The organism is Kribbella antiqua (genome assembly GCF_004345665.1).
Classification (GTDB): domain Bacteria; phylum Actinomycetota; class Actinomycetes; order Propionibacteriales; family Kribbellaceae; genus Kribbella; species Kribbella antiqua.
The window spans coordinates 99,614-123,655 of sequence record NZ_SLWR01000015.1 but is presented as its reverse complement, the minus strand read 5'-3'; the positions used below and the strand labels follow the sequence as shown (position 1 = coordinate 123,655).

At 67.1% G+C, this 24,042-nt stretch carries 23 protein-coding genes; 14 read left to right on the top strand and 9 right to left on the bottom strand.

What is annotated here, in order from left to right:
- Positions 1 to 8 precede the first annotated feature (8 nt).
- On the bottom strand, positions 9 to 713 hold the full coding sequence (locus EV646_RS34270; protein WP_241996508.1) for a DedA family protein: 705 nt from the start codon (positions 711 to 713) through the stop codon (positions 9 to 11).
- Between the two features lie 105 nt (positions 714 to 818).
- On the opposite strand from EV646_RS34270, the gene EV646_RS34265 reads away from it, so the two are divergent.
- Positions 819 to 1,439 (top strand): TrmH family RNA methyltransferase, encoded by a 621-nt coding sequence (locus tag EV646_RS34265; RefSeq protein WP_132156268.1) that lies wholly within the window; start codon positions 819 to 821, stop codon positions 1,437 to 1,439.
- Between the two features lie 13 nt (positions 1,440 to 1,452).
- Here the strand turns inward: EV646_RS34265 and EV646_RS34260 are convergent, their stop codons facing one another.
- Positions 1,453 to 1,887, bottom strand: coding sequence for a MarR family winged helix-turn-helix transcriptional regulator (locus EV646_RS34260; RefSeq protein ID WP_158291102.1), 435 nt, complete (start codon positions 1,885 to 1,887; stop codon positions 1,453 to 1,455).
- Between the two features lie 76 nt (positions 1,888 to 1,963).
- On the opposite strand from EV646_RS34260, the gene EV646_RS34255 reads away from it, so the two are divergent.
- The 3 genes from EV646_RS34255 (at position 1,964) to EV646_RS34245 (ending at position 4,645) form a co-directional block, all read left to right on the top strand.
- On the top strand, positions 1,964 to 2,992 hold the full coding sequence (locus EV646_RS34255; RefSeq protein WP_132156129.1) for an FUSC family protein: 1,029 nt from the start codon (positions 1,964 to 1,966) through the stop codon (positions 2,990 to 2,992).
- Positions 2,982 to 4,235: an alpha-amylase family protein gene (locus EV646_RS34250; protein WP_199237362.1), complete on the top strand. Its 1,254-nt coding sequence runs from the start codon at positions 2,982 to 2,984 to the stop codon at positions 4,233 to 4,235. The genes EV646_RS34255 and EV646_RS34250 overlap by 11 nt, the downstream gene beginning before the upstream one ends.
- A 221-nt stretch (positions 4,236 to 4,456) precedes the next feature.
- Entirely contained in the window at positions 4,457 to 4,645 is a 189-nt protein-coding gene (locus EV646_RS34245; RefSeq protein WP_132156125.1) for a hypothetical protein, read from the top strand.
- 42 nt (positions 4,646 to 4,687) lie between these two features.
- On the opposite strand, the gene EV646_RS34240 is transcribed toward EV646_RS34245, so the two are convergent.
- The 3 genes from EV646_RS34240 to EV646_RS34230 form a co-directional block, all read right to left on the bottom strand.
- On the bottom strand, positions 4,688 to 5,539 hold the full coding sequence (locus tag EV646_RS34240; RefSeq protein ID WP_132156123.1) for an intradiol ring-cleavage dioxygenase: 852 nt from the start codon (positions 5,537 to 5,539) through the stop codon (positions 4,688 to 4,690).
- Positions 5,540 to 5,633: 94 nt separating this feature from the next.
- A complete protein-coding gene (locus tag EV646_RS34235; protein WP_132156121.1) occupies positions 5,634 to 6,053 on the bottom strand; it encodes a VOC family protein in 420 nt (139 codons plus the stop codon).
- Positions 6,054 to 6,148: 95 nt separating this feature from the next.
- On the bottom strand, positions 6,149 to 7,168 hold the full coding sequence (locus EV646_RS34230) for an SIS domain-containing protein (protein WP_132156119.1): 1,020 nt from the start codon (positions 7,166 to 7,168) through the stop codon (positions 6,149 to 6,151).
- 139 nt (positions 7,169 to 7,307) lie between these two features.
- Between EV646_RS34230 and EV646_RS34225 the strand changes: the two genes are divergently transcribed.
- Positions 7,308 to 8,027: a GntR family transcriptional regulator gene (locus tag EV646_RS34225; RefSeq protein WP_132156117.1), complete on the top strand. Its 720-nt coding sequence runs from the start codon at positions 7,308 to 7,310 to the stop codon at positions 8,025 to 8,027.
- Positions 8,028 to 8,219: 192 nt separating this feature from the next.
- A complete protein-coding gene (fbaA, locus tag EV646_RS34220) occupies positions 8,220 to 9,245 on the top strand; it encodes a class II fructose-bisphosphate aldolase (RefSeq protein ID WP_132156115.1) in 1,026 nt (341 codons plus the stop codon).
- Between the two features lie 59 nt (positions 9,246 to 9,304).
- Here the strand turns inward: fbaA and EV646_RS34215 are convergent, their stop codons facing one another.
- Both EV646_RS34215 and EV646_RS34210 read right to left on the bottom strand, forming a co-directional pair.
- Positions 9,305 to 10,258: a type IV toxin-antitoxin system AbiEi family antitoxin domain-containing protein gene (locus EV646_RS34215; protein ID WP_241996507.1), complete on the bottom strand. Its 954-nt coding sequence runs from the start codon at positions 10,256 to 10,258 to the stop codon at positions 9,305 to 9,307.
- A 90-nt stretch (positions 10,259 to 10,348) separates the two neighbouring features.
- Positions 10,349 to 10,792, bottom strand: a complete 444-nt coding sequence (locus tag EV646_RS34210; protein ID WP_132156113.1) for an HNH endonuclease — start codon at positions 10,790 to 10,792, stop codon at positions 10,349 to 10,351.
- A 145-nt stretch (positions 10,793 to 10,937) separates the two neighbouring features.
- Here EV646_RS34210 and EV646_RS34205 point away from each other — a divergent pair, with 145 nt between their 5' ends.
- The 6 genes from EV646_RS34205 (at position 10,938) to EV646_RS34185 (ending at position 18,704) form a co-directional block, all read left to right on the top strand.
- Positions 10,938 to 11,345, top strand: coding sequence for a DUF3151 domain-containing protein (locus EV646_RS34205; RefSeq protein WP_132156111.1), 408 nt, complete (start codon positions 10,938 to 10,940; stop codon positions 11,343 to 11,345).
- 42 nt (positions 11,346 to 11,387) lie between these two features.
- Positions 11,388 to 12,128 (top strand): 2-phosphosulfolactate phosphatase, encoded by a 741-nt coding sequence (locus tag EV646_RS34200; protein ID WP_132156109.1) that lies wholly within the window; start codon positions 11,388 to 11,390, stop codon positions 12,126 to 12,128.
- Between the two features lie 152 nt (positions 12,129 to 12,280).
- Entirely contained in the window at positions 12,281 to 13,498 is a 1,218-nt protein-coding gene (locus EV646_RS34195; RefSeq protein ID WP_132156107.1) for an MFS transporter, read from the top strand.
- An 87-nt stretch (positions 13,499 to 13,585) separates the two neighbouring features.
- Positions 13,586 to 15,169: a rhamnogalacturonan acetylesterase gene (locus tag EV646_RS39630; protein WP_199237361.1), complete on the top strand. Its 1,584-nt coding sequence runs from the start codon at positions 13,586 to 13,588 to the stop codon at positions 15,167 to 15,169.
- Entirely contained in the window at positions 15,073 to 17,919 is a 2,847-nt protein-coding gene (locus tag EV646_RS39625) for a rhamnogalacturonan lyase family protein (RefSeq protein ID WP_338419307.1), read from the top strand. The genes EV646_RS39630 and EV646_RS39625 overlap by 97 nt, the downstream gene beginning before the upstream one ends.
- A gap of 146 nt (positions 17,920 to 18,065) precedes the next feature.
- Entirely contained in the window at positions 18,066 to 18,704 is a 639-nt protein-coding gene (locus EV646_RS34185) for a DUF433 domain-containing protein (RefSeq protein WP_199237359.1), read from the top strand.
- A gap of 238 nt (positions 18,705 to 18,942) precedes the next feature.
- On the opposite strand, the gene EV646_RS34180 is transcribed toward EV646_RS34185, so the two are convergent.
- A complete protein-coding gene (locus EV646_RS34180) occupies positions 18,943 to 19,764 on the bottom strand; it encodes a helix-turn-helix transcriptional regulator (RefSeq protein WP_132156105.1) in 822 nt (273 codons plus the stop codon).
- Positions 19,765 to 19,821: 57 nt separating this feature from the next.
- Here EV646_RS34180 and EV646_RS34175 point away from each other — a divergent pair, with 57 nt between their 5' ends.
- Both EV646_RS34175 and EV646_RS34170 read left to right on the top strand, forming a co-directional pair.
- Positions 19,822 to 20,322, top strand: a complete 501-nt coding sequence (locus EV646_RS34175; protein WP_132156104.1) for a VOC family protein — start codon at positions 19,822 to 19,824, stop codon at positions 20,320 to 20,322.
- A 338-nt stretch (positions 20,323 to 20,660) separates the two neighbouring features.
- A complete protein-coding gene (locus EV646_RS34170; RefSeq protein WP_132156102.1) occupies positions 20,661 to 21,941 on the top strand; it encodes an adenylosuccinate synthase in 1,281 nt (426 codons plus the stop codon).
- A 34-nt stretch (positions 21,942 to 21,975) separates the two neighbouring features.
- Here the strand turns inward: EV646_RS34170 and EV646_RS34165 are convergent, their stop codons facing one another.
- The gene (locus tag EV646_RS34165) at positions 21,976 to 24,030 is read right to left on the bottom strand and encodes a serine/threonine-protein kinase (RefSeq protein WP_241996506.1); all 2,055 of its coding nucleotides are present in this window, start codon (positions 24,028 to 24,030) and stop codon (positions 21,976 to 21,978) included.
- Between the last annotated feature and the right edge of the window lie 12 nt (positions 24,031 to 24,042).

The following is a 24,042-nucleotide window of genomic DNA, read 5'->3' as shown; positions in this document are numbered from 1 at the left end:
GCCAGGGCTCAGTGGTTGCGGTGGTTGGTGGCGGCGTGCTTCGGGCCGGTGGGGGCTGCGGCGGGGTCGGCGGATGCGGCCTTGTTGCGGCGCTTGGCGAGGACGTACTCGACGACCATCGGGATCAGCGAGATCAGCACCAGCAGGATCAGCGCGGACTCGAGGTGGTCGTGGATGAACTTGACCTGGCCGAGCGCGTGGCCGAGCAGGGTGATGCCGGTGGCCCAGAGGACGGCGCCGATGCCGGTCCAGAGGAAGAACTTCTTCGGGTCCATCTTCCCGGCGCCCGCCACGATGGTGATGAACGTACGCACGATCGGCACGAACCGCGCCATCACCAGCGCCCGCGGACCGTACCGCTCGAAGAACTCGTGCGTCTGCTCGATGTACTTCGGCTTGAGGAACCGGGCATTCGGATTGCGGAACAACGTCGTACCGAGAGCACGCCCGATGTAATAACCGGACACGTTGCCGAGGAACGCCGCAACGGTCAGGATCACGCAGGCGAGCCACAACGGCACGTCGATCGTCCCGTGCGCGATGAACAGGCCGACGGCGAACAGCAGCGAGTCACCTGGCAGGATCGGGAACAGCAAGCCACACTCGATGAACACGACCGCGGCCGTCCCCCAGAGGGCCCAGTCACCCAGCCAATTCAGCAGGTACTCCGGGTCCATCCAGTTCGGCATCAGCATCGCGACAAGTGAAAGCACGCCGACAGGGTAGCGTCCCAACCTGTGCATGACCTTAGCGACGAGAAATTCCGTGACTCCCCGATCACTTCCGGTGCTGTTGACCGGGAGCTGATCGGGGCGGACATGGTGGGGGTGGCGGAGGTTGGGGTTGGGCCTTGGGTGGGGGAGTGGCCGGAGGATCCGCGGCTGGATCCGGAGTTGCTCGCGGCGGGGGACCGGCGGAATGTGGTCGACAAGTACCGGTACTGGAAGCTCGAGGCGATCGTCGAGGATCTGGATCGGCAGCGGAATCCGTTTCATGTCGCGATCGAGAACTGGCAGCACGACCTGAACATCGGGTCGGTGGTGCGGACGGCGAACGCGTTCCTGGCTGCCGAGGTGCACATCGTCGGGAACCGGAAGTGGAACCGCCGCGGCGCGATGGTCACCGACCGCTACCAGCATGTCCGGCATCACCCGCAGCTCGAGGACTTGGCGTCGTACGCCGCTGAGCGGGGGCTGCCGGTGATCGGTATCGACAACCTGCCCGGCTCGGTGCCGCTGGAGACCTACGAGTTGCCGGCCGGGTGCGTGCTGCTGTTCGGCCAGGAGGGTCCGGGGCTCACGGCGGAGGCGCATGCGATCTGCGCGGATGTGTTGTCGATCGCCCAGTTTGGCTCGACCCGTTCGATCAACGCGAGCGCCGCTGCCGCGATCGCCATGCACGCCTGGATCCGGCGCCACGCCTTCGGCCAGAAACCTTAGCCGGGTTAATCTCTTAACTCGGTCGTCCTTCGAGGAGCTGCTCGATCAGGTTCGCCGCGAGCCGGAGGACCTCCAGTTCGGTCGGACTCAGTTGCTCAGTCATCGCCTGGAGGAGCCAGTCGTCGGACTGCCGGACGTGCTCGATCAGCACCTGCAGACCGCGGTCGGTCAGCTCGATGGTCTGGCGGCGGCGATCCCGGCTGTCCCGTGAGCGGCTGATCAAGCCCTTCTCGTCCAGTGCAGCGAGCACCCGGGTCAGCGACTGCGGCTGAACCCGCTCGGCGGCAGCGAGCTCGCTCGCCGTCAGCTTCCCGCGCAGGTGCAGCAGGCCGAGCACGGTCAGCCCGGCGCCACTCGTCCCGTCGGCTGGCCGCTCAACGCGCAGGCGCAACGCCAGCCGTGTGCTCGCCCTCCGAAGCGCGGTCGCAGTCTGTCTGATATGCTCCACGATTACTACGCTATCACTTACTATTTTTCGAAATCTCGTTGGTGCTGACGCTGCACGATGCTAAGGTCGGCTTACTATGACCGTCGCTCAGACCTTCGCGCCGCGCGGTCTGCTGCGCTGGTCCCAGGAAGCGCCCGCCGGTGTCAGTCAGCTGATCACGGCGGCTCTCGCTCTCGCAGCCCCCGTTACGTACGGCGTGATCTCTGGGCACCTGGTTCATGGGTCGTTCGCTGCGCTCGGTGCCATGGCGACCCTTGTTTCTCCTGCGCCAGGGGTGCGGGCCGCGGCTCTGCGCTCTGCCGGCGTCGCTCTGGTCGTGACAGCGGCTGGCTATCTCGGTTCGGCTGCGGGCGGGCGAGGTTGGACCACCGCGGCGGTTGTTGTCGGGCTCGCGGCGGTTGCGGCCGTCCTTGGCGGATTCAACCGGTGGATGGCTGATGCGACGACACGGTTCAGCTGCTTCACAGTTATCGCCACTGGTTTCGGCCGGGTCGATGATCCGGTCGAGGTCGCGCAGTGGTTTGCGCTCGGCGCCGCGTGGGCCGTGGTGCTGACGTTGATCGCTTCGGCGCTCTCCCGTGACCAGAACAGCGTTGCGGCACGGCCGTCGTACCGGAGTTTGTGGCGTCGGTGGCGGCGCATCCTGCGGACGATCGACGGCTGGCGGTACCCGCTGCAGTTGACCGTCTGCCTGGCGACCGCGGAGGTGATCGGCGCGCTGTGGCATCAGTCAAAGGCGTATTGGATCGCCCTCACTGTCGTCATCGTCGTACGGCGATCTGGCGGGTCGCTGCCCAGGGCGGTCGAACGATGCGCCGGGACCTGTGCCGGCGTGCTGATCGGTGGCACGCTGATCCTGTGGGTGCCGCCGTCGTGGGCGATCGTTGCCGTCGTCACGGTCCTGGGCGGCGTACGACCGTTGCTCAAGGCACGTAATTACGCGGCGTACGCGACGGTGATGACGCCGTTGCTGGTCATGCTTCTCGATCTTGGTCGGACGCCGTCACTGTCGACCGTCGGCTACCGGCTCCTCGACACCGTGGTTGGTTGCCTGATCGCGTTGTTGCCCATCCTGGTTCGAAAGAAGGCTGTCAATGTGGGTTGATCACGCGATCTGGTGGCAGGTCTATCCGCTCGGCTTCACCGGCGCCGAACCGGTTGCGCAACCTGGTAGGCCGGTCGTGCATCGACTGGAACGGCTGGAGAAGTGGCTGGATTACGCGATCGAACTTGGTTGCTCAGGGCTACTTCTTGGACCGGTGTTCGCGTCCGAGACACACGGCTACGACACCGTCGACCACTTCCGGATCGACCCTCGGCTGGGTGACGACGCGGACTTCGACCGGCTGATCGCGGCCGCTCACGCGCGCGGTCTGCGGGTCGCGCTCGACGGTGTCTTCAACCATGTCGCGCGATCCTTCGTCGGACCACCCGAATGGCTTCGCCGTGGCGCCGACGGCTCGCACGACACGTTCGAGGGGCACGAGCAGTTGGTCGCGCTCGATCACAGTCAGCCCGCGGTCGCGCAGTACGTCGCCGACGTCCTGCGTCACTGGCTCGCTCGGGGTGTCGATGGCTGGCGGCTGGATGTGGCGTACGCCGTACCGCCGGAGTTCTGGCAGGGCGTGTTCGCACAGGTCCGGCCGGAGTATCCGGACGCCTGGTTCTTCGGTGAGGTCATCCACGGCGACTATGCCGGGTACGTCGCCAAGAGCGGGCTGGACTCGATCACTCAGTACGAACTGTGGAAGGCGATCTGGAGCTCACTCAACGACGGCAACTTCTTCGAACTCTCATACGCCCTGGGCCGGCACGACGCGTTGCTCGACACCTTCGCGCCGCAGACGTTTGTTGGCAACCATGACGTGACGCGGCTCGCCACCCGCCTGGAGGACGAGCGGCACATCGGTCATGCGCTGGCGATCCTGTTCACTGTCGCCGGTGTGCCGAGCATCTACGCCGGCGACGAGCAGGCCTTCCGCGGCCTGAAGGAGGACCGCATCGGAGGCGACGACGCGATCCGCCCCGAGTTCCCGGACAGCCCTCATGACCTCGCGGTGGACGGCTGGCCGACGTACCGCCTGCATCAACGTCTCATCGGCGTACGACGCCGCAACCCATGGCTGGTCCGCGGTCGCACGACGGTAGAGCACCTAACCAACCAGACCGCCGCCCTCCGAACCTCACACGACGACCGGCAGGTCCTCCTCCTACTCAATACCAGCGACGACACATACCACTTCCCAATCTCCGCCACCGGCCTGCAAGTCGCCGCCCAACCAGAGAACACCCCACCGCCGGCCAACCCCGTGGAGGTCCGCGCCCACAGCTGGACCCTCCTCGCCTGAGCCGGCTGACTCGCCTGCCGGATCGAGGTGCCGCCTCGACCGGCGGGGGTTCGTGCTCAGGGCGCGAGATTTACCTGACGTGACGCGTAACCCGCGCTGTCTCTCCGCGTTGTTGTGGGTGAGGCAGTGAGGCTTCTCGACCAAATTCGGTCCCGGATGTCGGGTGAGGGCCGGCACGTGTGGTGTGCCGTACTGGGTTTGTGTCGGTAAGGGGGTAGTTGATGAGTTCTCTGTGGGACGAGTTGATCTACGAGCTTGGGACCGTGCGTGCGTTGAGCGCGGCGGCTCTCCAGGCGCAGAACGAGACGTCACGGGTGGCGCTGATCACCCTGCTTGACGCCGAAACCGCCGAAATCTCCGCCATTCTCAACCGCATGATCCACGAAGCCCAGGCAACAGCCGCAGCCTGAACGCACCTCAAGTTGCCCCGTCGGAGTGTGCAGTGACGGGGCTCAGGCTGGGGCGAGGATCAGGTTGTAGTGGACGGTGGAGTAGGAGCGGGTGGGGGTTGTGCCGTCGGGGGCGGGGGTGCCGGGTGGATGGTTGACGAAGTCGGCGATCAGGGAGGGTTTGACGCCGAAGACTGCGTCGTTGTCCAGGTGTTCGTCGCCGGCTGCGAAGACGTGGGTGGTGAGCCGGGCGTAGCCGGGGGCGGTGACCATGAAGTGGATGTGGGCCGGGCGCATCGAGGCTCGACCGGTCGCGCGGAGTAGTTCGCCGACCGGGCCGTCGGTGGGGATCGGGTAGGCGACCGGTTTCACCGACCAGAACGAGTAGCCGCCGTCGGCGCCTGTTGTCAGGTGGCCGCGGTTCTGCGGTTCGGCAGTTTCCTTCTGGACGTCGTAGTAGCCGTCCTCGTCGGCCTGCCAGGTTTCCACCACCGCACCGGCGACGGGCTGTCCCTCCGTGTCGAGAACCTGCCCAATCACCAGGCACGGCTGCCCGGGAGCGCCGTTGGCGAGGTCGCCGCCGGGCGCGATCTCTGGCGACCCCTCGACGAAGAACGGCCCGAGAACTGTCGACTCGGTCGCTCCCACCGGCTTCCGCTCGGCGAGCCCGACGGTCAGCATCGACAGCCCGAGTACGTCGGCGAGCAGTACGAACTCCTGCCGCGTATCGGTGCAGCCCTGCCCGGTCCGGGTGAGGAAGTCGATCGCGGCAAAGTACTCCGTCTCGGTCAGCTCCACCTCGCGCGCGAACGCATGCAGATGCCGCACCAGCGCACCCATCACCGCCTTCAGCCGCTCATCTCCACACCCATCGAAACTCGCCACCACCGCTTCAGTGAGCCCATCCGACGTCATACCCCCAGCCTCACCCAATCCAGCTCACTCCGCACTGCCCACACCCCAAGACCAACGTCCACTGAAGGAGGTGTGGTGGGGTCGAGGCGGCGGCTCAGGGCTTTAGGGCGGCGAGGATCTCGAGGTAGTGGGGGTTGTTCATGATGCCGATGATGTTGCCGAAGGGGTCTACTACCGAAGCGGTGCGGAAGCCGGTGCCTTCGCCGCGGTCGGTGATGGGGTCGTTGAGGGTGGCGCCGAGCGAGAGGAGGCTGTCGACGGTGGCTTCGAGGTCGTCGACATGCCAGTGGATGACGGCACCGGCCGGGCCGTTTGCGACCTGGTGCGTGGCGTATTTCGCGTCGATGATTCCCAGCTCGCACTGGAAGTCCCCGAAGCGGTACTCGATGTACGCCGGGTTCTCCGGGGTCGGTACGGCGTAATACGGCTCGATGCCGAGCAGCTTCGTGTACCACTCCCGCGCGGCCTGTACGTCGGCGGCGTAGAAGCTGACGGTGGCGAATCCTCGCAACATCTCAGTGGTCCTTCCCTCGGTTTTCCCGGTTGATGACCACCACTCTTCCAGTCAAAGTGCTCATCGATTGAACACTTTGACTGGAAGATCAAGAGTCAGTCGGTCTGAGTCACCTTGCGGAGGCCGCGAGGCGCGTCGGGGTTCAGGCCGAGCTTGCGGGCGAGGGACTCGATAGCCCGTTGGGCCGGGATGACGAGGGCGAGGGGAGCCAGGGTTTCGGGCAGGTCGGGGCCGGCGAGGTTCACGTCGCAGCGGGACGCGAAGGCCGGGTCGCCGCCGATGCCGAGGATCTTGCTGCCCTTCTCGCGGACGATGCCGGCCAGCTCGGTCATGCCCGGCAGGGCGGGACCTTCGCCGGCCGCGACCAGGATGGTGACCAGGTCGGCGTCGACGACGGCGATCGGCCCGTGCTTCAGGTCGGCGTACGAAAGACCGCGGACCGGCTGCAGGCAGGTCTCCTCCAGCTTGAGGGCGACCTCGAGCGTCGTACCGAAGGTCAGGCCGCGGCCGCTCGCGAGTACATCGTGGGCGCCCGCGAGCAAGTCTGCGGCGGCCTCGACCGAGCCCTCGAGCATCTGCGCGGCGGCGTCGGGAACGCCGGCGATATCGGCGTCCAGCGTGCCTGGCTTCTGCGCCAGCGCGTCGACGGCGACCGTGATCGCGGCCAGTTGGGTGGTGTACGTCTTGGTCGCTGGGACGGCCAGCTCCTGACCCGCCTGGGTGATCAGCGCGACGTCGGCCGTCGACGCCAGCGGGCTGTTGCCGTCGTTCGTGATGCCGACCACGGCGGCGCCGTTGCGCTTTGCCCACTCGGCGGTGTCGACGATCTCCTGGGTCGCCCCGGACTGACTGATCGCGACGACGAGTGAGTTCGACAGGTCGAGGTTGGCGCCGTACAGCGTGGCCACCGAGGGCGCGGCCAGCGACGCCTGCCGCCCGGCGTGGATCTCGGTCAGGTAGCGGCCGTAGACACCGGCGTTGTCGGACGATCCGCGGGCCACGAAGATCACGTGCCGGCGCCCTGCGGCGAGCCGGGTGATGTCGTGCCGCAGCGGCAGGACGTGCTCGAAGGTGGCGGCCAGCGCGGCCGGCTGCTCGGCGATCTCGTGCGCCATCTGGGTTTCCTGGGCGGGCACAGACACCACTGGGATCACTGGTCCTATCTGGTCTTAACAGGTATGCTGCGCACGATAGCAGTGAGCGGCGTCCCGGGGCACCCCCGAGTCCCGCCCAGGTCTGGAGGATCGAGATTCGATGGTGGCGACCAAGCGGGCCCAGGTCCGATCGGTACTGGAACGGCTGATCGACGTCGAGCTGCACCCCGGCGACCCCATCCCGTCCGAACGCGCCCTGGTGGACAAGCTGAACGTCTCCCGGGTCACGGTCCGGCAGGCGATCAGCGACCTGGTCGAGTCCGGGGCGTTGGAGCGGGTGCACGGCAAGGGGACGTTCGTCACCGGGCCGCAGGTCGACTCCCAGCTGCACCTCACCTCGTTCTCCCGGGAGATGCGGGCCCGTGGCCTGGAGCCCGGCACGGTGGTGCTGTCGGCCACCGAGATCGAGGCCTCCGACGAGACCGCGAAGGGACTGCGGGTCGCCAAGGGCACCAAGGTGATCCGGGTCGAACGGCTCCGCACCGCCGACGCGTCGCCGATGGCGTACGAGGTCGGCTACTACCCGTCCGCGCTCTTCCCCGGCCTGCTCGGCCGCGAGCTCGGCACCCTGTACGACGTCTTCGCCAGCGAGTACGACGTCGTCGTCACCTCCGGCGAACAGACCGTCCGGGCGGACAACGCCGACGGTCACGTCGCCCGGGTCCTCGGTGTGGCCAGGCGGGCACCCCTGCTGGTCCTCGAGCGCACCACCTTCGCCGGCCGCAAGGTCGTCGAACTGTCCTGGTCGGCCTACCGGGCCGACCGCTACCGGTTGCACATGGCCCTGACCCCGCGCGGCCCGCGGTCCGGGTCTGCCTGATCCTGACCCATCGATGTCATCGGGCCGCAACGAACTGGACCGGTCCTGTTCATCAACTGGTCTGCATCCCTGCCGTTCGCTCCCCGGTCGCCTGGCCGGCTCGGCAGGTGGGCCGCTGGGTACGACGAGGTACCCGGCGGCAATACTGGAGCTCAACCCACAGAGACATTGTTGTGAGGAGTACCGCGAGACATGCCTATTGCCACCCCTGAGGTCTACGCCGAGATGCTGGACAAGGCCAAGCAGAACAGCTTCGCCTACCCGGCCATCAACGTCAGCTCCTCGCAGACGCTGATCGCAGCCATCCGCGGTTTCGCCGAGGCGGGCTCGGACGGCATCGTCCAGGTCTCCACCGGCGGTGCGGAGTACCTGTCCGGGTCGACCGTGAAGAACATGGTGACCGGTTCGGTCGCGCTGGCGGCGTACGCCCACGAGGTCGCCAAGAACTACCCGGTGAACATCGCGCTGCACACCGACCACTGCCCGAAGGACAAGCTGGACGGCTTCGTCCGGCCGCTGCTGGAGATCTCCGCCGAGCGCGTCGCGCGCGGTGAGAACCCGCTGTTCCAGTCGCACATGTGGGACGGTTCCGCCGTACCGCTGGCGGAGAACCTGGAGATCGCCAAGGACCTGCTGGCCAAGACCGCGGCGGCCAAGATCGTGCTCGAGATCGAGGTCGGTGTCGTCGGCGGCGAGGAGGACGGTGTCGCCCACGAGATCAACGAGAAGCTCTACACCACGGTCGAGGACGGCCTGGCCACGGTCGAGGCGCTCGGCACCGGTGAGAACGGCCGCTACATCACCGCGCTCACCTTCGGCAACGTGCACGGCGTCTACAAGCCGGGCTCGGTCAAGCTGCGGCCGGAGATCCTGAAGGAGATCCAGGACCAGGTCGGCGCCAAGGTCGGCAAGGAGCGCCCGTTCGACCTGGTCTTCCACGGCGGCTCCGGCTCGACTCTGGAGGAGATCCGGGCCGCGGTCGACCACGGTGTGGTGAAGATGAACATCGACACCGACACGCAGTACGCGTTCACCCGGCCGGCGGCGGGCCACATGTTCAGCAACTACGACGGTGTGCTCAAGATCGACGGCGAGGTCGGCAACAAGAAGGCCTACGACCCGCGCGCCTGGGGCAAGCTGGCCGAGGCCGGCATGGCGTCCCGCATCGTCGAGGCCTGCGAGCACCTTCGCTCGGCCGGTACGTCGCTCAACGCCTGACATCTGTAGCTCCTGACTTCTTGAAGGGGGCTCGTCGCACCCCGCGGCGGGCCCCCGGCTCATATCCGGGCAACGTCCAGGTATCTGACGCCGGTACGGCGGGATGCGCGGGCAAAGGTGGATCGAACTCGCTCGACCACGAGGGGTGGGTCGTTGAGATCGGCCCACGAGATCCAGCAGTGCTCGAGGGGCTCCGGCGCGGTCAGTGCCGAGGCTGGTGCCGGGGTTGGATCTTCCTCGTCCGGCTCGAATTCCTCGCTCCAGAAGGGGAATCGGGGCTCGAACTCCAGCACGGTGCGTTCGTCGGGGAACCACAGCGCTGCCGCCGCGCCCTCTTCCGCATCGACCGGGGGTGGAAGCGTCGACGGCGCCGGCAGGCCGGCCTCGGCGAGGATGAAGCGGAGGCGGGACTCGGCAATCGAGGCGGATCCCGTGCACCGGGAGATCACCTCGAAGGCGCGGTCGGAGCCGTGGTCCAGGCGCGCGGCTGCATGTTTCAACGTGCGCTTGCTGACGAGACCGGCGTGCAGCGCGGCCTCGGTCAGGACGACGGCGGGCGCGGCAGACGAGGTCGCGGCGACTTCGGCGACGGCTCTGGCGGGTGAAACCATCCGCAGCTTGTTCCAGAGTTGGACACCGGGGCCGACTGGATCACGGATGTGTCGGTGCACTCCGCCGATGCAGCCCGACCGGCCATCGGCTGCGGTGATATGCACCTGGGACAGGTCGATACCCCAGAGCGGCAAGGCGTGCAGTGCCGCGGCGGACTGATGGCTCGCGACCACAGCAGGGTCCAAGAGAAGTACGCGGTACAGCTTCCGCAGGTGCAGCACGTGGTCGGTGACGAGGGTGAGGGCTCGGTGGGCGGCATAGGTGTTGCGCCGGATCCGGCGCCAGCCGCCGGAATCCAGCAGGGTGTCGATGTCCGGGTCGGGGTAGCCACAGGCGCGCGCGTCGGCACGGGTGAAGACCCCGCCGCGGATGGTGGCCATCACGGCGAGTTGAGGGTTCATGCCCTAGAAAGTGCCGTGATCAGACCCTCGATCCGACGGCGACTTTCAGAACTGTGGACAACAAACGGGCATGAAAAAAAGCCCGTCATCTCATATGACGAGCTCCGCGCGGGTTGGTACCCAGGGTTGCCAGAGGAGCGGCATGCCGGCCTCGGCGGGGGTGCGGTTGCCTTTCCGCTCGTTGCAGGAGGCATGGGCGGCCACGGCGTTCAGCCACTCGGTGCGGCCGCCCCTGGATCTGGGTTGGACATGGTCCATGGTGTCGGCGTTGTCCAAACCGCAGTACGCACACCGGAACCTGTCCCTGCGGAGCACACCGTGCTTGCTGTACTTCATCCGGCCGGCCGCGTAGCGCCAGTGGGTCACGACGTACCGGACCAGGCGCAGCACGCGTGGAACCGGAAAAGGGCCGATGGTCCGCTCACCGTGCGCCTCTTCCACCACTGCGACCTCGCGGACCAGCATCCGGATGGCGTGCTGGATCGACACGGTGTGCAGCGGCTCGTATGACGCGTTCAGGACTATGACGCTCATCCGGTGCCTCCTTCCGGCCGTAGCTGGGAACCACGGCGGCTATCACGCAGGGTCTCAAGCATCCGTGGCCGATGGGTGAACGGTCAACGGATTTCGCCAGACGGTCACGTGCCGGTACGGCTGCGTGATCGGCGAAGATGTGCTTATGGAATTGAACAATCTGCTCTCTGGTCCACCCGAGACACTACTCCCCGTAGACCCGGCCGCGGCGGAACTCGCCGCCGGGGCCGCTGCGGTGGACGTTGCGGCCAAGTTCCCGACGTCGTCGCTGGCCTGGGCCGAGCTGGCCGAGGCGGCGCTGGCGGACGGCCGGACGATCGAGGCGTACGCGTTCGCCCGGACCGGCTACCACCGCGGCCTGGACCTGCTGCGCCGCAACGGCTGGAAGGGCCACGGCCCGGTGCCGTGGGAGCACGAGCCGAACCGCGGCTTCCTGCGCTGCCTGGCCGCGTTGGGCAAGGCCGCCGCGGCGATCGACGAGAAGGACGAGGCCGAACGCTGCGCCACCTTCCTGCGCGACTCGTCCCCAACGGCGGCCGACGCCCTGAGCTGAACGAAGTTGTGGGATCGGTCACCCGGCGGCATGATCCGCCGGGTGACCAGCCCATACGCGCAAGACGGTTTCAGAGTCGGCTTCGACTGGGGACCGGTCGGCGCCGAAGTCGTCGCCGGCAACATCGTGGCTGTAGTGGACGTGCTGTCGTTCACGACTGCCGTGACGGTCGCCGCCGATCTGGGCATCGAGGTCTACCCGTACCGCTGGCGTGACGAGACCGCCGTTGCCTATGCCAAGCAGTACGACGCACACCTCGCAGTCGGCAGATCCGAGGCGGGCCCCGGCGAGGTGAGCCTGTCGCCGGTCACGATCCGTCAAGCCGAGGGCATCCAGCGGTTGGTACTGCCGTCGCCCAACGGCTCGACCATCTGCCAGCAGCTCAGCGACAGCGGGGCCACAGTGCTGGCGGTGTCGCTGCGTAACAGGCTCGCCGCCGCGGAGTGGGTGAACGCGCATCTCAGCGCACACCCAAACCTCAACGTGGTGGCGATCGCGGCGGGGGAGCGCTGGAAGGACGGTTCGCTCCGCCCAGCCGTCGAGGACCTCTGGGGTGCTGGTGGCTTCCTGGCTGCCCTCGACGTAGACGGCTTCTCCCCAGAGGCCAAAGCAGCGGCGGCGGCGTACAAGGACGCGGACCTCCCAACGCACCTCTACGACTGCGCCGGCGGTCGCGAACTCACGCAGTACGGCTTCCCGGAGGATGTGGCGATCGCGGCCGAGCTGGACAGCAGCCAGTCCGTGCCGGTGTTGCGAGACGGTAGGATGACCGCGTCAACCTGAACGACGAGGTTCTGCCCGTTGACAGAGCCGGCAGGCGGCGAGCGTCCCCGCTTCCTGCCCAACATGGACGGTTGTAGGCGGACTCGGACAGACCGGCGAAGCTGGACGCCCACGGTCAGTCCCCGCCCCATCGGGCAGCGGAAGGTATCACCGTGCCGGCACTCACCGGACGGATCAGCACGCCCACCAGCAACTACGCAGCGGCTCTGCGTACTCCCGGAGCGTGGAAGTTCTACCTGGCGGCCGCACCGGCTCGCATAGGCATTGCCATGACCAGTCTGGGCGTTGTCTGGCTGGTCCACGGATCGACTGGCTCGTACGCCGCAGCAGGCAGCGTCACCGGCGGATTCGCAGTAGCAGAGGCGTTGGCGGGCCCGCAGGTCGCCCGACTAATCGACCGCTACGGCCAGACCCGCATGCTGCCCATCACGCTGCTCGTGCATGCGGCGGCAGTAGCGCTGCTGATCGGCTTGACGGTCACCCATGCACCACTCTGTTCGCTCATGACGGCGGGAGTCCTCGCAGGCGGGTCTCTCCCGCAGGTAGGGGCACAGGTTGCGGCCCGCTGGTCTCACGCACTCAGAGGTACGTCGCTGCTGACCTCCGCCTTCGCCTTGGAGTCCCTGAGCGTCGGCATCGCCTTCATGGTCGGCCCGGCTCTCATCGGCATCGTCAGCTCCACAACGAACCCAGTGACTGGTTCAGTGCTGGCCACGAGCTTGCTGCTGGCCGGTGGCTTCTCAGTCGCCGCTCAACGCCGTACGGCGCCACCTCCAGCCGCACCACACACGAGGATGAGCTCGAAACGCCTTCTGTACAAGGGGTTTCTCGCACTGGCTGCCACGAACATCGGTATCGGCATCTTCTTCGGCAGCATGCAGGTCTCGGTGACCGCCTACGCGGTTGGCCGTGGCACCCCTGAGCTGGCCGGACCGCTCTACGGCATCAGCAGTCTGGTCGGTCTGGTCGCCGGATTCGTCTACGGCGCAAGGCGCTGGCGCACAGCCGCGCGTACACAGTTCGTGCTGGCGCTCACCGGGCTCACGCTGAGCACTGTCCCGCTGCTGGCAGTCGAAACCCCTTTGGCTGTTGGGATTGCGTTAGCTCTCCCCGGCCTGGTCATCGCTCCGATCCAGACGCTCTCCGCAGTACTGGCCGAGTCGGAGGTGGAGTCCGCCGTACTCACGCAGGCCTTCACCTGGCTGAACTCGGGTAGCGCAGCGGGCATCGCTCTGGGGGCAGCGTTCGCAGGACGCGTGGTCGACGCCCACAACGCGCACTACGGCTTCGCCCTCGCTCTGCTGGCAACACTGGGAGCCACCGCGATGGCCGTGGTCGTCAGGCTGTCCGGTTCTGGCCAGCGCGACTGATCGCGAGGTCTATCCGGCACGGTGCGTGATCTGGATACTCAGTGCTCACCCGTTTGGAGAACGCTTTCCCAAGCCCAGGAGTTCCCCATGAGTGCACCAAGACGGCTGATCGCCGTACTAGCGTCGCTGGCCATAGCCGCCCAGCTGCCAACCCCGGCGCACGCTGCCGAGACAGTCCGGAGAGACGGCGCGCGCCTCTCCGGACGTTACTCCGGTGTCCACCGCTTCGACTTCGGTACGCCGGACAGCCCGGTGGCCGACGGCTACTCCGGCGTCGGAGCACTGCAGTACGACGCCACCCGCGGCTACGGCTTCACCGATCCGAGCAAGGTCACGACGACCGACCGCGGTGGAAGCGACCCGATCAGGCAGGACTTCGTCACCGTCGGCGCCACGTCGTTCCTGGTGGACCTGCCGAACGGCGACTACACCGTCTCTCTCACCGCCGGTGACGCCGCCGAGGCCAGCGAGATCGCCATCACTGCGGAGAAGATGGCGAAGGTCCAGCTGACCGCCAAGCCGGCCGGTGAGTACCTCAGCATGACGTTCCCCATCTCCTTGGTCGACGGCCAGCTGAACCTGGACTTCAGCGGTACGGCGGCCAAGCTCAACTCCCTCGTCATCAACCGGCTTCCGGCCCGGACCGCAGGTGCGAAGCCGACCGTCTTCATCGCCGGTGACTCGACCGTGCAGACGTACGACCCCGGCTTCGCGCCGCAAGCCGGCTGGGGGCAGATGATCAACCGCTTCTTCAGCAGTGACGTGCTGTTCGTCAACAAGGCGATCGGCGGCCGCAGCTCGAAGAACTTCATCAGCCAGGGGCGCCTGGACGAGATCCTCGGCGCGATCCGGCCGAACGACTACCTGTTCGTCCAGTTCGGCCACAACGACGCGACCCAGGGTGTCGACGACCGGTACGCCTCGCCCGCGGACTACAAGGAGTACCTGCGGACCTACGTCCACGGAGCCAGGCAGCGTGGCGCAGTCCCGGTGCTGGTGACGCCGGTGTCCCGCCGCAGCTTCGACCCGGTGACGCTGAAGTTCAACGTTAGCTTCCCCGAGTACGTCGACAAGATGAAGGAGCTGGCGACAGAGGAGAGCGTCGCCCTGGTCGACCTGTCCGCGTCCAGCCGCGCGTACCTGGACCAGATCGGTCCGGAGGCGGCCAAGGCGGTCTTCCTGCACGTCGATCCGGGCATCTACCCGGGCCGCCCGAGCGGGACCGTCGACGACACCCACTTCCAGGAGTACGGCGCCATCCAGATGGCCAGGCTGGTCGCGACGGACGTAGCTGAGCTGGACGTCCCGATAGCCGACAAAGTCGAGGCGGAGCCGCCTGCCACTGTGCCGGCCGCACCGACCGGACTGATCGCGACGAGCATCTCCAACGCCGGTGCGACGCTGAAGTGGACGCCTGCCGACGGCGCTGACATCTACCGCATCTACCGCGACTCCACCTTGGTCGGTACGACGACAGCGGCCAGCTCGGTCGTACAAGGCCTGGCTGAGGGGCAGGCGTACAGCTACCACGTCACAGCCGTCAACGGCCGCGGCGAGTCGCTGCCTCCACGGCGATCACCTTCACCACCAAGCGCGCCAAGTACAAGTTCGACTTCGGCCCAGCGGGTTCACCGGTCGCAGCCGGCTACACCGAGGTCAGCCGGACCATGACCTACACACCGGAGCGCGGCTTCGGCTTCACTCAGCCGCCTGACGCACTGGGTGACCGGGATCGCGGCAGTACGGCGGGAGTCCCCAACGACCTGCAACGCGACTTCGTGCTGTCCGGCAGCCCGTTCGAGTTCAAGCTCGACGTACCGAACGGGACCTACATGGTCAAGACCTACAGCGGCGACTGGATCGGCACGACCCGGACCGACTTCACCATCGAAGGACGTGCTTCGGGCAACGGCAACGCGGGCCGGGCCAGCGTCACCGAGCGGTTGCACGGGCCGGTCTCCGTCGGCGACAGCCAGCTGAACGTCGTGATCGGCGGTGCGGGCTCACGGCTCAACGGCATCGAGGTCACGCCGTTGCTGGTGGCACCGACCGGACTCAAGGTCGAGTCCCTGAACGCCAACCAGCACACCGCAACAATCGCCTGGACGGCAGCCGACGACGCAGCCGGATACAGGGTGTACCGCCAAGGCCCTGAGAACGCCAAGCCGGTCAAGATCGCCGACACGACAACACCCGGCTTCACAGACAACACAGTCGTGGCGGGTCTGACCTACGACTACGAAGTCACCGCTCTCGACAACACCGGCCTGGAATCGGTGCCCTCAGCAACAGTAAGGGCAGCGGTCGTTGATGCGAGCGTTCCGGTGCCGGCCGCGCCGAGGCTCCTGCAGCTGCAGGACATCGACAAGAACCAGCTGACCTTCCATTGGCAGCAGGCGCCGACCGCATCGGCCTATCTTGTCGCCCGTTCGGAGGCAGCAGACGGTGTCTACCGCACCGTCGGGTTGACCGCTGACAAGACGTTCACCGACAAGACTGTCCTGACGACGATCAAGTACTACTACCAGGTGAGAGCGGTCAATGCGGGCGGTGTCTCGACGCCGTCCACCACACTGACCACCCCGGCGGTGACCGTGCTCAAGCGCCAGGCCGAGCGTCTCGAGCGGGCGCCTTCGGCGGTGCCTACAGCGGACGGCAAGGTGCTGGTCGGCTGGCGGCTGCTGGGAACGGACCGGCAGTCGCTCGGGTTCAACGTCTACCGCGACGGCGTCCGGATCAACGCCAAACCGATCAAGACCAGCACGAACTTCCTCGACGCGGGCGGCAAGTCCACCTCGCGCTACGTCATAAAGATGATCGACGACGAGCGCGAGTACCCAGTGACCAAGGAGTTCGGCACCTGGTCGAAGAGCTACTTCGCGGTGCCGCTGGACAAGCCGGCCGATGACTACACCAAGGACGGCCAGCCCTACAGCTACAGCGCAGGCGACGCCAGTGTGGGCGACGTCGACGGTGACGGCAGCTACGAGATCATCCAGCTCTGGGCGCCGTCCAACGCCAAGGACAACTCACAGGCCGGCTACACCGGCATCGTGTACGTCGACGCCTACAAGCTGGACGGCACGCGGCTCTGGCGCATCAGCCTGGGCCCGAACATCCGCGCCGGCGCTCACTACACGCAGGTCCAGGTGTACGACCTCGACGGCGACGGCCGGGCTGAGGTCACCATGAAGACAGCCGATGGTACGACGGACGCCGCGGGCACCGTGATTGGCGACCCGAACGCCGACTACCGCAACAGCTCTGGCTACGTACTCACCGGACCGGAGTACCTCACGGTGTTCGAAGGGCTGACCGGCAAGGCGCTGGACACCGTGGACTACACCCCAGCGCGGGGTGACGTCGGCGCGTGGGGTGACACCTACGGCAACCGTGTCGACCGGTTCCTGGCTGGTGTGGCCTACCTGGACGGCGAGCACCCGAGTGTCGTGTTCACCCGTGGCTACTACACGCGCGCAGTGCTGGCGGCGTACGACCTGGTCGGCGGGAAGCTGCGGCAGCGGTGGGTGTTCGACTCCAGCAACGAGGGCAGCGAAGGCGGCTACGGGATGGGTAACCACAACCTGTCCGTCGCCGATGTCGATGCCGACGGCAAGGACGAGATCATCTTCGGTTCGATGGCGGTCGACGACGACGGTTCGTTGCTCTACAGCACCGGTCTGGGGCACGGCGACGCGTTGCACGTGTCCGACCTGATCCCGGCCCGACCAGGGCTCGAGGTCTTCGCGGCGCACGAGGACATGGGCCGCAGTGGCAACCGCGGCGCGACGATGCGGGACGCGCGTACGGGCGAAATCCTGTGGGACATCCCGGCCGACCGCGACACCGGCCGGGCCGCGGCGGGTGACATCGATCCGCGGTACCCAGGTGCGGAAGGCTGGGCCGTCGGTGGTGACGCGGCCTGGAACTCGCGGGTCGGGCAGCTGAAGTCGTCGACCGGTGAGTTGCTCTCGACAACCATCCCCGCGGCAAACTTCCTGGCCTGGTGGGACGGTGACCCGCTGCGCGAGATCGTCGACCACGACTGGAACGCCGCGACCTCGACCGGTACGCCGACGATCGCAAAGTGGAACTGGGAAACGCAGACCGTCGGCGTGCTGCTCAGCGATCCGGAAGCACGGTCGAACAACCACACCAAAGGCACGCCGGCGATCCAGGCCGACCTGTTCGGCGACTGGCGTGAGGAGATCGCCTGGCGCAGCGCGGACAGTTCGGAGCTACGCATCTACAGCACGCCGTACGAGACCGACCGGCGGATCCACACGCTCATGCACGATCCCGTCTACCGCCTAGGCGTCGCCTGGCAGAACACCGCCTACAACCAACCACCCCACACCAGCTTCTTCATCGGCCAAGGCATGACCCAACCAAAGCGGCCGAATATCCGCTACGCCGGCTGACACCGAGCAGGCACCTCCCGCGGGACGCCCCGGGAGGTGCGTCGGCGGTACCCGATCCGACGTTCGTCGCGGCGCAGTGGTGTGGTTGTGGTGGCAGGAGTGAGTTCACCGGTAGGGTGGAGTCGGCCGAGCGGAGGGGGCAGCGAATGACCGACATCTTCACTACGCCGCTCCTCACAGCGCGAGAAGCGGCGCGCTATCTCAAGATGCCCGAGTCCATCTTGGACAGTTGGCTCGCAGACGCGTCTCAGATGCCTCTGGTCCACGCAGTCGTCCCCGAACGGCGCGGCTGGCCGCGAGTCCCGTTCGTCGGAATCATCGAGGCTTATGTACTTCGGACACTGCGTGAGCTCGGTTTCTCCATGTCCGACATCCGTCGTGCGGCAGACCTGGCGAGATCCGAGTTCAACGACCAGTATGCGTTGGCCAGCGAACGCATCGCGACGGACGGCATCGGATTGTTCGTCAGAGTGGCGGACGAGTCGCTGGTTCATGGGCGAGATCGTCAGATCGCCTTCCCTGAGGTCATTTCGGAGTATCTGACTTACATCAGTTGGGACGCTTCCGGTCATCCAGCGCGACTGAGGCTTCCGCAGTTCCCGTCCGAAGCCGAGGTTGTCATCGATCCGAGGTTCGGCTGGGGGGCTCCAGTTCTTGCCAAGAGCAAGGTTCCTGTCGAGGCGATGGTCTCCCTGTGGAGGACGGGCGAGCCCATCAGTGCTGTCGCCGAGGAGTACGAACTCCCCGCGGATGTTGTAGAGAATGTCCTCCGCCAAGCCGCCTGAGTTCTTCTTCGATCGCAGCCTCGGCAAAGCAACAGCTACGCATTGGACAGCGGACATCTCTTCTGCCTTGCCTCCGGCAACCTGGGGCTGGCTGAGATGGCCCAGCGTTTTGTCGACGCCGAGCAAGCCATCTTGAGAGCGAGTAGCCGAGCCTCTGTCGGCTTCTGGCATGTGCACGACCGAGGTCGGATCACCAAGATGTGGCCTTGACGTGCGCGGTCATGCCGCCGTGCGAGGCTCAGCGGTAGGTGATTTGGCGTTCGGCGGCGGCTCGGGCGGCGTATTCGGCTGGGGTGAGGCCGATCTGCTGCTTGAACTCTTTGGAGAAGTGAGCCTGGTCGAAGTAGCCGAGCGACGCAGACAGCTCTGCGAGCTCGGCTACTTCGCCTTGGGCCAGGAGTTCGGCGCCGTCGTGCAGGCGGTAGCGGCGCAGGACCCACTTCGGGCCGACGCCGACGTACCGGCGGAAGAGCCGTTGCAGGGTGCGGATCGGTATGCCGAAGCGCTCGGTGATCTGGTCCACTCGCGCCACCGAGCGGTCCTCCGCCATCGCCGCGACGATTTCACGGACCAGTTCGTACGACGGATCCGGCGGTACCAGGTGATCGCGCAGGAACGCCTCGAACACCGCACGACGCCGTACGTCGGAATCCTCGGCGAACATCAGGTCCGCCAGCCGGTCGCCATCCGGGAACACCGCGGTCAGCGGCAGCACCTGATCGCGGAACGACGCGACATCGAGCCCGGTCACCGCGCCGAAGCCACCGGCCCAGAACTTGACCCCGAACACTCGCCCCCTGCCGGTTAGCTCACGTGAGAACTTGCGCGTGCTGACCCCGTTCACGAACGCGCCGCCTGGCTGCTCGAAGGTGACGTTCACTGAAGGGAACGGCAGCACCTCGGCCGTGTACGGCTCGTCCAGCTCCCACTCGACGATCCAGTACCACTCCACGAACCGGCCGACCTCCGGCCCGGCCGCGAGCCGGCTCAGAGTGCGATGCCGGGCCTGCTCCCGCGGATGCAGGATGCCCTTCTCGCTGTCGGACGGAGGCGTGGTCACTGTGGATGTCGCTTTCTTACAAGACCGGAACCGCGTTCCGCGGGTTGACTAAGAGTCATGACGACGAACACGGACAGAGACATGGTAGTTCGGCCCATCCCCGACGGTTATCACTCGCTGACCCCGTACCTCGCCGTACCGGACGGCCCGAAGGCGATCGAGTTCTACCAGTCGGTGTTCGGGGCCGAGGTGATCAGCCGGCAGGACCTGCCGGATGGGCGGGTCGGTCAGGCGGAGCTGAAGTTCGGGAACTCGATGCTGCAGTTGAGCGACCAGATGCCGCAGATCGGGCTGCGGGCGCCCAACGGCGAGTGGGTGCACTCCTCGCTGGTGCACTACGTGCCGGATGTGGACGCGACCTTCGCGAAGGCGGTCGAGGCGGGCGCGACGCCGGTGGAGGAAGTTCAGACGTTCATGACCGGCGACCGGTACGGCACGGTGATCGACCCGTTCGGGCACCGCTGGGCGATCCTGACGAAGGTCGAGGACGTGTCCCGCGAGGAGGCGGATCGCCGGGTGAAGGAGTGGCTCGCCTCGAGCCCGGAAGGCCTGCAATAGAAGGCTTCCTCGCGCTCTGGTCTTGTCCAGAACATAAGGAAGCGGCCCGCCGGAACCGTCCCCTGCGGCAGTTTCGGCGGGCCGCTGACTAAGAGTGTGCACGCGATCACGGAAAATGGCAACCCGTCGAGTAAGGAAACATAGACTTCAAGTGATCGTTTCAGTCCTGTGGACGGAGACCGGCCGGTCGGACCCGGTTCCGGTAGGCTTTGGTCGCAAGAGCCTGGATGCGCCGCCGGATGAACGTCCGGTGAACGTCTCCGGGCTTCACCGTTTCCAGCGCCGGGCTGCCGCGGACTCGTGAGGCGCTCAGCCGGCGCGTGAAGAGGAGGGCTGAGATGCCCGCAATCGTGCTCGTCGGCGCCCAGTGGGGCGATGAGGGCAAAGGCAAGGCGACCGATCTGCTCGGCAACACGGGTGAGGTCATCGACTACGTGGTCAAGTTCAACGGCGGCAACAACGCCGGCCACACGGTCGTGATCGGCAGCGAGAAGTACGCGCTGCACCTGCTCCCGAGCGGGATCCTCACCCCGGGTGTGACCCCGGTGATCGGCAACGGGGTCGTGGTCGACCTCAGCGTGCTGTTCGAGGAGCTCGACGCACTGCAGGCCCGTGGCGTCGACACGTCCCGGCTGGTGGTCAGTGCGAGCGCTCACCTGATCCCGCCGTACAACCGGACGCTGGACAAGGTGACCGAGCGGTTCCTGGGCAGCCGGAAGATCGGGACCACCGGCCGCGGGATCGGGCCGACGTACGCCGACAAGATGAACCGCGTCGGCATCCGGGTCCAGGACCTGTACGACGAGAAGATCCTCGAGCAGAAGGTGGCCGGCGCGCTGGAGCTGAAGAACCAGCTGCTGGTGAAGGTCTACAACCGCCGCGCGGTGGAGATCTCCGAGGTCCTGGACGAACTGCTCGGGTACGCCGAACGCCTCAAGCCGATGGTGGCCGACACCAGCCTGCTGCTGAACAAGGCGCTGGACGAAGGCAAGACCGTGCTGATGGAGGCCGGGCAGGCGACCCTGCTGGACGTCGACCACGGCACCTACCCGTTCGTCACGTCGTCCAACGCGATCTCCGCAGGGGCATGCACGGGTTCCGGTATCCCGCCGACCCGGATCGACCGCGTGATGGCGGTGGTCAAGGCCTACACGACCCGCGTCGGCGAAGGGCCGTTCCCGACCGAGCTGCTGGACGCCGACGGTGAGTGGCTGCGGCAGCAGGGCTTCGAGTTCGGTACGACGACCGGCCGGCCGCGGCGCTGTGGCTGGTACGACTCGGTCATCGCCCGGTACGCCGCCCGCGTCAACGGCGTCTCCGACTTCGTCCTGACCAAGCTGGACACGCTGACCGGCCGGGAGAAGATCCCGGTCTGCGTCGCGTACGACGTGAACGGCGAACGGCACGACGAGATGCCGATGACGCAGACCGACTTCCACCACGCGGTGCCGGTCTACGAGGAGTTCGACGGCTGGTCGGACGACATCACCGGCTGCCGGAGCTTCGAGGACCTGCCGAAGGAAGCGCAGACCTACGTCCGCGCGGTCGAATCGCTCAGCGGCGCCAGGATCTCCGCGATCGGCGTCGGCCCCGAGCGCTCGCAGATCGTCCAGCTGTAGTCGGACAAGGGCCGCTCCGAGAGGGCGGCCCTTGTCACCTGCCGATGAACGGCAGGTCGCGGATGAACGGGGCGTTGCGGAGGTCGTCGAAGGTTGGGCGAGTGTTGATCTGCGGCGCCTCGATCGGGGTCCGCGCCCAAGTGGCACCGGAGCCCTGGGTGGCGTTGTAGAACGCGACAGCGCCCAGGACCAGCAGTACGGCGGCGATCGTGCTGGAGAGCCAGCGTGGGCGGAAGGCGTTGCGGGCGGCGATGTGTGCGCCGCGGCGCAGCGAGCTGCCGCCGGGCCCCCACCAGGCGGTGAAGAGAGCTGTGAGAGCGGCGGAGCCGAAGCCGACGGCTGAGAGTGGTTGCCACTCGAGGCCGTTGGCGGTGGCGGCGGTAGCGGTGACGATGCCGCCGACGATTACGCCCATGAGTAGCGGCAGCAGCAGGCAGGGCAGGGTGACTAGCGACGCCGTCACGAGCTGCAGCGGTGTGGCGGCCGCGGCGACGACACCGTCCGAGCGGCCTGCCCGGCCACGCATCTGGCGGCGTCGCATGAGAGCAGTACTCGAGCGGTCGACCGTACGCGCGATGACGAACAGCACAATCGCCACGATGGTGCCCAGCCCCGGGTAGAGCGCTACCAGTCCAGTCAGCGCGGCCATGAGCCCGACCATCACACCGGTGCGCTTGCCGGTCGCCGGAGCCCGCTGCGGCTTCCCCTGATACGGGTTTATCTGGTACGGCTCGCCCTGCTCCGGGTAGTGCTGGGCCACCGGCTGCTGGTACGGCGCCGGAACTGGACTCTGGTACGGCTGAGGTGCATAGCCGTTGGGAGCGCCCTGGTACGGCAGCGGCATCGCAGCCGGCGCAGCCGCGGTCGGTGCGGGACTGTAGGTCGCCGGGTGGCTCACCGCCGGGTAGCCGCCAGCCACTGGCGCACCAGCCACGCCGACACCATCCAGCAACGCCCCACCGGCACCGCCAACCGCTCCCGCCCCGGCAACGCCCGGACCGGCGCCGACCGCTCCGGCCCCGGCAGCGCCCGCCGCTGCGGCGGCCTTCCGGGCGGCGGCTACCTCGCGCACCTTGTCTCGGAGCGGCGCGAACGCCGACAGCGGTGGAATGACCGGAGGTACCAGTTGTGCGACCTCAGCGGGCGAAGGCTCGCCCGAGCGCTGCTCCTCCGGCATGACCCGCGTCATCAGCGCCGTCTTTGGCTCGAGCTGAATAGTCACCGGCACCGTGGCCGACGCACGTGGTGGCAGTGCGTCCCGCCCCTCGGCGTACCGGTTGAGGCCGGTCATGATCTCGTCCTGCGTCGGCCGGTCGCGCTTGTCGGGGGAGAGTGCCGCGGCGAGCAGTGGCTTCAGCCGCGGGTCCAGCCCCTCCAGATCGGCCTGACCCCGGTGCACCCGGTGCAGCACGGCCTCAAAGGGCCCCTTGCCGAACGGGCGCCGTCCGGTCGCAGCGAACGCCACAGTCGCTGCCCAGCCCCACCAGTCAGCCGACTCCGACACCGTCTCGCCCTCGATGAGCTCGGGCGCCAGATAGCCCGGCGTTCCGACCACCAGGCCGGTCTGCGTCAGCCGGAGGTCGTCAGTGGCCTGAGCGATGCCGAAGTCGATCATCACGGGCTTGCCGTTGAACATCATCACGTTGCCCGGCTTGAGGTCGCGGTGGATCACTCCAGCCGCGTGAATCGCCTGCAGCGACTCCGCCAGGCACCCAGCGAGTGGCAACCACTTGCGCGGCGTCAGCGGTCCACGCTCGTCCACCTGCTCGTCCAGCGGGTGGCCAGGCACGAACCGCGTCACCAGGTACGGCCGGTCGCTCTCCAGGTCGTGGTCGAGGATGCCGGCCACGCCGGGGTGGTCCACCTTCTGCAGTGTGGCCACCTCGCGCTGCAGCCGGGCCCGCGCGATCGTGTCGTGCGCGACGTGCGCCCGCAGTACCTTGAGTGCGACCTCCTGGTGCGCCGGGCTTTCGGCCAGGTAGACGACACCCATGCCGCCCTGACCGAGCCGCCGGATCAACCGGTACGGCCCTATCCGCTCCTCCACCTCCTCAACCGGTGTGGAAGGCGGTCCCCCTGTCGCTGACATGCCATCTACGGT

What these genes read in the sequence shown, in the direction of transcription:
- EV646_RS34265 (WP_132156268.1), top strand. Translation starts at nt 819, where the DNA reads ATGGTGGGGGTGGCGGAGGTTGGGGTTGGGCCTTGGGTGGGGGAGTGG.
- EV646_RS34255 (WP_132156129.1), top strand. Translation starts at nt 1,964, where the DNA reads ATGACCGTCGCTCAGACCTTCGCGCCGCGCGGTCTGCTGCGCTGGTCC.
- EV646_RS34250 (WP_199237362.1), top strand. Translation starts at nt 2,982, where the DNA reads ATGTGGGTTGATCACGCGATCTGGTGGCAGGTCTATCCGCTCGGCTTC.
- EV646_RS34245 (WP_132156125.1), top strand. Translation starts at nt 4,457, where the DNA reads ATGAGTTCTCTGTGGGACGAGTTGATCTACGAGCTTGGGACCGTGCGT.
- EV646_RS34240 (WP_132156123.1), bottom strand. Translation starts at nt 5,539, where the DNA reads ATGACGTCGGATGGGCTCACTGAAGCGGTGGTGGCGAGTTTCGATGGG.
- EV646_RS34235 (WP_132156121.1), bottom strand. Translation starts at nt 6,053, where the DNA reads ATGTTGCGAGGATTCGCCACCGTCAGCTTCTACGCCGCCGACGTACAG.
- EV646_RS34230 (WP_132156119.1), bottom strand. Translation starts at nt 7,168, where the DNA reads ATGGCGCACGAGATCGCCGAGCAGCCGGCCGCGCTGGCCGCCACCTTC.
- EV646_RS34225 (WP_132156117.1), top strand. Translation starts at nt 7,308, where the DNA reads ATGGTGGCGACCAAGCGGGCCCAGGTCCGATCGGTACTGGAACGGCTG.
- fbaA (WP_132156115.1), top strand. Translation starts at nt 8,220, where the DNA reads ATGCCTATTGCCACCCCTGAGGTCTACGCCGAGATGCTGGACAAGGCC.
- EV646_RS34215 (WP_241996507.1), bottom strand. Translation starts at nt 10,258, where the DNA reads ATGAACCCTCAACTCGCCGTGATGGCCACCATCCGCGGCGGGGTCTTC.
- EV646_RS34210 (WP_132156113.1), bottom strand. Translation starts at nt 10,792, where the DNA reads ATGAGCGTCATAGTCCTGAACGCGTCATACGAGCCGCTGCACACCGTG.
- EV646_RS34205 (WP_132156111.1), top strand. Translation starts at nt 10,938, where the DNA reads ATGGAATTGAACAATCTGCTCTCTGGTCCACCCGAGACACTACTCCCC.
- EV646_RS39630 (WP_199237361.1), top strand. Translation starts at nt 13,586, where the DNA reads ATGAGTGCACCAAGACGGCTGATCGCCGTACTAGCGTCGCTGGCCATA.
- EV646_RS34185 (WP_199237359.1), top strand. Translation starts at nt 18,066, where the DNA reads ATGACCGACATCTTCACTACGCCGCTCCTCACAGCGCGAGAAGCGGCG.
- EV646_RS34175 (WP_132156104.1), top strand. Translation starts at nt 19,822, where the DNA reads ATGACGACGAACACGGACAGAGACATGGTAGTTCGGCCCATCCCCGAC.
- EV646_RS34170 (WP_132156102.1), top strand. Translation starts at nt 20,661, where the DNA reads ATGCCCGCAATCGTGCTCGTCGGCGCCCAGTGGGGCGATGAGGGCAAA.
- EV646_RS34165 (WP_241996506.1), bottom strand. Translation starts at nt 24,030, where the DNA reads ATGTCAGCGACAGGGGGACCGCCTTCCACACCGGTTGAGGAGGTGGAG.